Source organism: Brachybacterium sp. HMSC06H03 (assembly GCF_001807385.1).
In the GTDB taxonomy this organism is placed as follows: domain Bacteria; phylum Actinomycetota; class Actinomycetes; order Actinomycetales; family Dermabacteraceae; genus Brachybacterium; species Brachybacterium conglomeratum.
Window position 1 is genome coordinate 1 of the sequence record NZ_KV788745.1, and the last position, 6,507, is coordinate 6,507.

Sequence of the window (6,507 nt, forward strand, 5' to 3'; positions counted from 1 at the left end):
ACCCGCGCCGGCGAGGTCCCCGCGACGGTCGGCGCCGCGGCCGGTGCCTCGACCACCTCCGGCACCGCCGTCACGACAGCCGACGGGCCCGCCCCGGGCGGGTCCGACGAAAGCTCCTCCGGCGGCGCCCACCGCGCCGACGTGCCCGTTGACGGGGGAGCGCCGCCCGGCGAGGCGCCGCCGGCCGGATCCTCCGGGACCGGCACGCACGCCCGACAGGATCCGTCCGACGGGACCGCCGACGCCCCCGCGCCCGAGCGCGGCGAGGACACCACCGATGCGCAGGAGGACCACCGATGAGCACCGCCCCCGTGGTCGTCGCCGACGACTCCGTCGTCGAGAAGCGTCTGGACGACTCCCGCCCCGCCGGCTGGTGGCACCTGCCCGCCACCACCACCGTGCTCGGCCTGATCGCGCTGGTGTTCTTCGGGCTGCGCGGCCTGCCCGGCGCCGAGTCGGTGTTCGCGCTCGCCCGCGAGACCGACCTGAACCCCCTCGGTCTCGTCCCCGAGCGCGTCACCCTGCCCTCGCAGGGCGGGGCGATCGCCCTGTCGGTCCTCGCGCTCGCCGCGTCGGCCGGGCTCTGGGCCCTCCAGGCGCGACAGGCCCGGCCCTCCCGCGGCGTGCGCATCGCGCTGATCGCCGTGTTCGCCGTCGCCTGGGTCCTCGCGTTCATGACCTGGGTGATCTCCCAGCGCTCCCTCGACGTGACCACGCTGCTTCAGGGCACGATCGTGCTGGCCGTACCGCTCGCCTTCGGGGCGCTGTCCGGAGTGCTCTCCGAGCGCGCGGGCGTCATCAACATCGCGATCGAGGGACAGCTGCTGTTCGGCGCCTTCGGCGCGACGCTGGTGGGCTCCCTCACCGGGAACGTGTGGCTGGGACTGCTCGCCGCCCCGCTGGTCGCCCTGATCATGGGCGCGCTGCTGGCGCTCTTCGCCGTCGGCTACCAGGTCCAGCAGATCATCGTCGGCGTCGTCCTGAACGTGCTCGCGATCGGGGTGACCTCGTTCTTCTTCGGCACCGTGATGCGGGACAACCCCGGGCTGTTCAACGCGCCGCTGCGCCTGCCCACCCTGCGGATCCCGGTCCTGGCCGACATCCCCGTGATCGGCCGGGTCCTGTTCGAGCAGAACATCCTCGTCTACCTCATGTGGATCATCGTCGCGGGGCTGACCATCGCGCTCTTCCGCACCCGCTGGGGGCTGCGCGTGCGCGCCGTCGGCGAGCACCCGAAGGCCGCGGACACCGTCGGCATCGCCGTGAACCTCACCCGCTGGAAGAACGTGCTGCTCGGCGCCGCCGTGGCGGGCCTGGGCGGTGCGACCCTCACCATCGGCACCGGCGTCGCCTTCGGCGAGGAGATGAGCGCGGGCAAGGGCTACATCGCGCTGGCCGCGATGATCCTGGGCCGCTACCACCCCGTCGGCGCGCTGCTGGCGGCGCTGACCTTCGCCTTCGCGGACTCGCTTCAGCTGCGGCTGGGCACCATGTCCGCCGCCGAGGGCGGGGTCTCCATCCCCGGCGACTTCCTGCTCATGCTCCCGTACGTGGTCGCGCTGTTCGCGGTCGCGGGCGTGGTGGGCAGGGTGCGGGTCCCCGCGGCCGACGGGCAGCCCTACGTCAAGCAGTGACCTCCCGCCGCCCCGCCGGGCGGCACCGCGCCGCCGCGTCCCGAGGTCCCCAGGGCGCGGCGTCGCGCATCGCGACCCGTCGTCCCGGGGCGCGGAGCCGCACGTCGCGCTCCGCCCTCCCGTGACGGCGCGTTCCTCCCCTCCCGAACCCCCGCAGTGAGAGCATCGAGCACATGACCGCGAACGAGCCCGCGCCCAAGACGCCGACCGCCCCTGCCGAGTTCGAGACGCTCCTGGCCGAGGCGCGTGCGATCGCCGAGCGCGCCTACACCCCGTACTCCCGCTTCCGGGTGGGCGCCGCCGCGCTCGCCGAGGACGGCCGCCTGCTGCGTGGCTGCAACGTGGAGAACGCCGGCTACGGCGTGACGCTGTGCGCCGAGTGCGGGCTGATCAGCGACCTCATCGCCGGCGGCGGCGGGAAGCTGCACCGCTTCGTGTGCGTCGGCGGGGACGAGTCCCTCGCCCGCGGCGAGCGCGCGGTGGTCATGCCCTGCGGGCGCTGCCGCCAGTTGCTGTCCGAGCACGCCGGCGCCGACCTCGTGATCCTCACCCCCGAGGGGCCACGCACGATGGCCGAGGTGCTGCCGCAGGCCTTCGGCCCCTCCGACCTCGCCCGCTGACCCCGGCCGCGCCGATCCCGACCGCTGGCCCGCCCGCTGATCCCTGCCGCCCTCCACCACCCCAGGAGCACGCCATGACCGACCAGACCTCCCGCCCCGCCGTCGAGCCCTTCGACGCCGTCGACGTCATCCGCACCAAGCGCGACCGGCAGCGGCTTAGCCCCGAGCAGATCGACTGGGTCATCGACGCGTACACCCGCGGCGTCGTCGCCGAGGAGCAGATGGCCGCCCTCGCCATGGCCGTGTTCCTCAACGGCATGGAGCGGGGCGAGATCGCCCGCTGGACCGCCGCCATGATCGCCAGCGGCGAGCGGATGGACTTCTCCTCCCTCGCCAAGCCCACCACCGACAAGCACTCGACCGGCGGCGTCGGCGACAAGATCACCCTGCCGCTCGCCCCGCTGGTCGCCTCCTTCGGCGTCGCCGTGCCGCAGCTGTCCGGGCGCGGGCTCGGCCACACCGGCGGCACCCTCGACAAGCTCGAGGCGATCCCCGGCTGGCGCGCCTCGCTCAGCAACGACGAGATGATGCGCCAGCTGGCGGACGTCGGTGCCGTGATCTGCGCGGCCGGCTCCGGCCTCGCCCCGGCGGACAAGAAGCTCTACGCCCTGCGCGACATCACCTCCACCGTCGAGGCGATCCCGCTGATCGCCTCCTCGATCATGTCCAAGAAGATCGCCGAGGGCACCGCCGCGCTCACCCTGGACGTGAAGACCGGCGCCGGCGCCTTCATGAAGGACGAGGCCGACGCCCGTGAGCTCGCCCGCACCATGGTCGACCTCGGCACCGATGCGGGCGTGCGCACCGTCGCCCTGCTCACCGACATGTCCGCGCCGCTGGGCCGCACCGCCGGCAACGGCCTCGAGGTGCGCGAGTCGCTCGAGGTGCTCGCCGGCGGCGGCCCGGCCGACGTGGTCGAGCTGACCGTCGCGCTGGCCCGCGAGATGCTCGAGGCCGCCGGGGTGCGCGATGCCGACGTCGAGGCCGCGCTGACGGACGGCCGCGCCATGGACACCTGGCGCGCGATGATCGCCGCCCAGGGCGGCGACGTGGACGCCCCGTTGCCCACCGCGAAGCACGTCGAGGAGCTGCGCGCCACGGAGGACGGCATGGTCACGGGCCTGGACGCGATGGGCGTGGGCGTGGCGGCCTGGCGTCTGGGCGCGGGCCGCTCCCGGCCCGGTGAGGCCGTGCAGGCCGCCGCCGGCGTCGAGATCGAGAAGCACCTGGGCGAGGAGGTCCGGGCCGGGGACGTGCTCGCCCGCCTCCACACCGACACACCCGAGCGGATCGGCCGGGCCCTCGAGGCGCTCGAGGGCTCTTGGACCCTCGCCGCGCCCGGCACCGAGGCCCCCGAGCACCGGATCGTGCTGGACCGGATCGCCTGATCCGGGCGGGGCGGGCCCGGCCTCATCCGCTCGACATGTCCGACTCCGTCGCGACGTGGCTCTGTGCCGAGCTGAGGCTCAACAGGAGCAGAACGCCACGTCTCATGCCCGGCCGCGGTCGCGACCTCCGGACTCCGGCGTCTCAGGAGCGGCGCAGGGCCGGGAGGATGTGCTCGGTCATGAGCGGGGCGAGCCGCACGCCCGCCGGCGTCTCGGACAGCGGGAACCAGCGGTGGTCGGCGAGCTCGGCCCGCACCTCCAGCGGCTCCGGGAGGGACTGCCGACAGACGAAGACCGTCGAGCGCACGCGCGTGCTCGGCTCGTTGGCGGCGACGGCCTCGAAGTCGCCGAGCGGGGAGAGACCTGCCGGATCGAGTCGCACGCCGAGCTCCTCCTCCACCTCGCGCACCGCCGCCTCGAGCGTCGATTCGCCCGGCTCGATCTTGCCGCCCACCTGCATGTAGGAGCCGGTGCCGCGCTTGCGCACCGCGAGCAGCTCTGCCCCGTCCACGCCGTCGCGCAGGAAGGCGACCGCGGTGATCTCGAGGACCGACCCGGCGCCGTCCGCGGCCGGTCGGTGGCGCCGCTCGGCCGCGGCGAGGGCGGTGAGGCGTCGCAGCAGGCGGGTGCCCTCGTGCAGGCCCACCGGGCGCATCCCCGCCGCCTTCCAGCGCTCGAGGTCCCCGCGCTGGTCACGGGCCAGCCCCCAGCCGCGCCGCAGCAGGATCAGCGGCGGCTTGCGGCCCTCGCGCAGGTCCCGGGCCAGTCGCAGCGCGAACACCACCGGGGTGGGGCGCTGCAGCACGATCGCGTCGGCCAGCAGCCCCAGCTCCCGCAGCGGCGCGATGAGCTGCGCGGCGAAGATCCCCTCGGCGATCAGCAGCTCGGCGTCCTCGGCGTGCAGCGTCGCGGTGCCAGTGCGGCGGGAGAGCGGGATCGAGTAGACGGGCACCTCGGCGACCCCGTCATGGGCGAGGGCGACGAGCGCCTCGAGCGCGGCTCCCGCGTTCCAGGAGGCCGGATCGTCCCAGTCCACGATCCCGAAGCGGTGGGGGAGGGAGGGATCGTCGTGGTCGCGGTAGAACTCGTCCAGCGGCACCGTGGGCAGGCCCGCGCGGTGCGACATCACGCCCTTGCCGCTGCCCGAGGGCCCGGCGACGATGACGATGCGGCGCGGGGGACGGGGGAGCGCGGAAGGGCCGGTCATGGAGGACGATTCTACGGCCGCTCGAGCGCCGCCGGCCCGCCGACGTGGTGTCGAAGGGCCCGCGGGCGGTGCAGCCGGCGATCCCGACCGAGGGGGGCCGGGCCCGGCGGCTCGGTCCGACAGGACGGTCCGGCCGGACGGTGCGGCGCGGCCGTCAGGCGAAGGTGAGCACGACCTTGCTCGAGCCGCGGCCGGCGGCGGCCTCGAAGGCGGCCGGGGCGTCCTCGAGCGCGAACTCGTCGCTGATCACCTGCTCGGCGACCTCGCTGCGCGCGAGCAGCTGGACCGCCTGCTCGATCTCGGCGACGAACCGGTAGGTGCCGCGGTACTCGAGCTCCTTGGAGACCACCGGGCCGAGGGTCACGCTGACCGGGGTCGGGGGCAGGTTCCCGACCTGCACCACGATCGCGGCGCGGGCGATGTTGCGCAGGATCCCGTCGAGGGAGGCGGGGGCGCCGGAGGCCTCGAAGGCCACGGAGATCCGCTGGTCCATGCCGTCGGTGGACTTCAGCGCCTCGTCGGCCCCGAGCACGAGGGCGCGCTCGCGGGCGGCCTCGGCGAGGTCGACGGCGGTGATGTGCGCGGCGCCCGCGGCGCGGGCCGCGAGCACGACCAGCAGGCCCACGGGGCCGCAGCCGCTGACCATCACGTGCTTGTCGGTGAGGTCGCCGGCACGGGTGACAGCGTGCATCGCGACGCCCAGCGGCTCGGCGAGCACGGCGCGGCGGGTCGACAGCCCCTCCGGCAGCGGCACGATCTGGTCCGCGTCCACGGTGAGGGACTGGGCGAAGGTGCCGTCGGTGTGCGGGTCCTGCGCGGCGGAGCCGAAGTAGGTCAGGTCCGGGTGGAGGTTCTCCCGGCCCACCAGCTCCTCCGGCAGCGGGGAGTGGGTGCGGGCGGGGTGCACGGTGACGCCCTGGCCGTTGGAGAGGTCGGTGACGCCCTCGCCGAGCTCCTCGATGCGGCCGGAGATCTCGTGGCCCAGCACGAAGGGACGCTTCATCACCGCGGTGCCGGAGACGCCGGTCTTCCAGTAGCCGAGGTCGGAGCCGCAGATGCCGCCGTACTCGACGGCGAGGCGCACCTGGCCGGGGCCCGGGGCGGTCGGCTCCTTCTCGACGAGGCGGAGGTCGCCGGGGGCATGGATCTCGAGAGAGCGCATGGCCAGTCCTTTCGATGCGGATGCTCGCGGCGGCGCTCGCCGTGGGCGTCCGGGGGTGATGGGGTAGGAGGTGAAGGGGGGGGACTCGTCTCATCCGGTCAGGCCGGGCTCGGCGAGGATCCCTGGGCGGCGGGGGAGCGGTCCACGGCCTCGACGGCGCGCATGTGCTCCGCCATGGCGTCGCTCGCCGCGTCCTCGTCGCCGGCGAGGATCGCCTCGACGATGCGGACGTGCTCGGCGTGCTCGGCGCCGACGAGCCCGCGCGCCTCGCGGGTCACGCGCAGCTCGCGCATGGCGCGGAACAGCGGGGCGCTGACCGCGTCGAGCACGCCGTGGAGCGCGGGGCTGTCGGCGAGGCGGGCGATCTCGGCGTGCAGTCGCATGTCCAGGCGGGGGTAGGCCTCGGAGTCGCCGAGCGCCTCGCCCATCTCCTCGAGCAGCCGGCGCAGCGCGCCGGCCCCGTCGGCCGACGGGCCCGCCGCGCCGAAACGGCGGG

6 protein-coding genes and 1 pseudogene are annotated in these 6,507 nt (G+C 74.9%); 4 read left to right on the top strand and 3 right to left on the bottom strand.

The genetic code is table 11. The annotated features are described in order from the left end of the window. The 4 genes and pseudogenes from HMPREF3159_RS06715 to HMPREF3159_RS06730 form a co-directional block, all read left to right on the top strand. Positions 1–300, top strand: a pseudogene (locus tag HMPREF3159_RS06715) (ABC transporter permease); the annotation flags it as partial. Next, a complete protein-coding gene (locus HMPREF3159_RS06720) occupies positions 297–1,634 on the top strand; it encodes an ABC transporter permease (RefSeq protein WP_070500258.1) in 1,338 nt (445 codons plus the stop codon). The pseudogene HMPREF3159_RS06715 and the gene HMPREF3159_RS06720, both read left to right, overlap by 4 nt. Positions 1,635–1,807: 173 nt before the next feature. Next, a complete protein-coding gene (locus tag HMPREF3159_RS06725) occupies positions 1,808–2,254 on the top strand; it encodes a cytidine deaminase (protein ID WP_070500260.1) in 447 nt (148 codons plus the stop codon). Between the two features lie 74 nt (positions 2,255–2,328). Then, complete coding sequence (locus HMPREF3159_RS06730; RefSeq protein ID WP_070500264.1) at positions 2,329–3,642, top strand: thymidine phosphorylase; 1,314 nt, start codon at positions 2,329–2,331, stop codon at positions 3,640–3,642. A 142-nt stretch (positions 3,643–3,784) separates the two neighbouring features. Here HMPREF3159_RS06730 and HMPREF3159_RS06735 read toward each other — a convergent pair whose 3' ends face one another. The 3 genes from HMPREF3159_RS06735 to HMPREF3159_RS06745 form a co-directional block, all read right to left on the bottom strand. After that, on the bottom strand, positions 3,785–4,849 hold the full coding sequence (locus tag HMPREF3159_RS06735; protein ID WP_070500267.1) for an NUDIX domain-containing protein: 1,065 nt from the start codon (positions 4,847–4,849) through the stop codon (positions 3,785–3,787). A gap of 154 nt (positions 4,850–5,003) precedes the next feature. Continuing rightward, entirely contained in the window at positions 5,004–6,011 is a 1,008-nt protein-coding gene (locus tag HMPREF3159_RS06740; RefSeq protein ID WP_070500270.1) for an L-idonate 5-dehydrogenase, read from the bottom strand. 98 nt (positions 6,012–6,109) lie between these two features. After that, positions 6,110–6,507, bottom strand: a 398-nt coding sequence (locus HMPREF3159_RS06745) for a FadR/GntR family transcriptional regulator (RefSeq protein WP_141748111.1), incomplete at its 5' end; no start/stop codon positions are given.

Excerpts from the sequence above, each read along its gene's own strand:
- HMPREF3159_RS06720 (WP_070500258.1), top strand. The coding sequence starts at position 297 with ATGAGCACCGCCCCCGTGGTCGTCGCCGACGACTCCGTCGTCGAGAAG.
- HMPREF3159_RS06725 (WP_070500260.1), top strand. The coding sequence starts at position 1,808 with ATGACCGCGAACGAGCCCGCGCCCAAGACGCCGACCGCCCCTGCCGAG.
- HMPREF3159_RS06730 (WP_070500264.1), top strand. The coding sequence starts at position 2,329 with ATGACCGACCAGACCTCCCGCCCCGCCGTCGAGCCCTTCGACGCCGTC.
- HMPREF3159_RS06735 (WP_070500267.1), bottom strand. The coding sequence starts at position 4,849 with ATGACCGGCCCTTCCGCGCTCCCCCGTCCCCCGCGCCGCATCGTCATC.
- HMPREF3159_RS06740 (WP_070500270.1), bottom strand. The coding sequence starts at position 6,011 with ATGCGCTCTCTCGAGATCCATGCCCCCGGCGACCTCCGCCTCGTCGAG.